The organism is Desulfovibrio sp. 1188_IL3213 (genome assembly GCF_036763145.1).
Lineage (GTDB): Bacteria > Desulfobacterota > Desulfovibrionia > Desulfovibrionales > Desulfovibrionaceae > Desulfovibrio.
In genome coordinates, this window is sequence record NZ_JBAIYR010000439.1 from 1 (window position 1) to 1779 (window position 1779).

The window sequence follows — 1779 nt, forward strand, 5'->3', positions numbered from 1 at the left end:
TCCGCTCTCAGCGCCGCCGCAGGGTACGCCTTCAACGGCGACGGCGTCATTCCCGTCGCTTCTGTGGACAAGCAGGACACAGCCGTGGCCGTCTTCATCACCACCGGTCTCACGGTGGTGGGCGGCATGCGTGACGATTCCGGCGCGCCGGGACTGGATGCGAAACTTGCAGAAGTTTTTCGTAAAAATTTGCAGGGCATCCGCCAATGGCGGCAAAAGACCCGCCAGGCAGACCTGCCCCTGGGCAATGATACGGCTGAGGCATGGAGCCTGCTGCAGAGGCTCGGCCCCAAGCTGGACGATTATTTTGCCCGCTGCCGCATGGCCGCCTTTGCGCCGCAAGCCCTTGCCGCACTGAACGAAGAAAACGAACTGAACACGCAGGACACCCGCGAGGCAGAGATTTTTTCCATGGAAAATCTCGCCCGCCGCCCGCTTGCCAGAGTCGCCGCCGGACGTTCCCTCAACCTGACGGAGGGCATCAATCCCGCGTGGGAAAAAGACATACGGTCCTTTCGCCGCCTGTTTGCCTCCATGCTGCCGCAAGCCTCCGCCGACACGGGGCAGGGGCTTCAAATGGATGAGGAAGGCTGGCACGCCATCCGTAACCGCTTTGCGCCCTATGCCGCGCTGCTGGCGGAAAAACCCTCCTTTCCCCATGCGCCGGAAAATGCCGGGCAGGCTTCTGCTCCCGACCTTCCGGCCCTGGCGCCGGCCCCCGCCGACGACGACCTCGGCAGGGCATTTCTGCCCCTGGATCCCGAAGACGTGGCCGACAGGCTCTCGGACGAAGCCCTTGACGAACTGCTTTCGCCCGACACGGAAAAAGCTTTCGCCGCGTATGTGGCGCGCGATCTGGCCGCTCCCCGCATGGACGCCCTGCGCGCCCTTGAAAAACTCATTCTCCTGCACGCCAACCTTTACACCCTGCTCATGAATTTCGTTTCTTTCGCAGATTTTTACGAGCCGGGCAACAAGGCCATTTTTCTGGCCGGAACACTGTATATAGACAGCCGCTCCTGCTCGCTCTGCGTACATGTGGAGGATGTGGACGCGCATATGCGCCTTGCGGCCCAAAGCCATCTCTGTTTGCTCTACTGCCAGTGCAGCAGAAAAGACGAAAACGGGCAGGAGCAGACCATAACCATCGCCGCCGCCCTTACCGCCGGAACAGCGGACGACCTGATCAAGGGCCGCCACGGCGTCTTTGTGGACAATGCGGGCCGTGTGTGGGACAGCACCCTGCTGCGCGTGGTGCGCAATCCCATCAGCCTGCGGGAAGCCATGTGGGCGCCCTATGTGCGTTTTGCCGCCCTGATGGGCGAACAACTGCAAAAACTGGTGTCCACCAAAGACACTGCCATCGCCAACGCATCCTCCAAAATGGCAGGTTCGCTGGCCGACGGCAAAGCCGAAGCGCCAAAAACAACCACCGTCAGACCGCCCTTTGACATTGCGAAAAGCGCGGGCATCTTTGCCGCCGTCAGCGTCGGCATAAGTATGGTCAGCGCGTCTTTTACCTATATTGCCAAATCGCTTTTTTCCCTTGGCTGGTGGTGGCCCATGGCCCTTTTTGTCATATTTGCCGCCATTTCAGGGCCTTCCATGATCATGGCATGGTTCAAACTGCGCAGGCGCAGCCTTGGGCCACTGCTGGACGCTTCGGGCTGGGCCGTCAATACGGGCGCGCCCATCAACCTTACCCTGGGCAAAACCCTCACGGCCGTGGGCGAAATGCCTCCCGGCGCGCAACGTTCGCTTGACGACCCCTACGGACTG

General features: G+C 61.2%; 1 protein-coding gene. It reads left to right on the plus strand.

Features of this window, described 5'->3' with window-relative positions; all coding sequences use genetic code 11:
- Positions 1-1779 (plus strand): ABC transporter permease (locus V6C16_RS12365; protein ID WP_333543342.1); only part of this gene is annotated, 1779 nt, incomplete at both ends.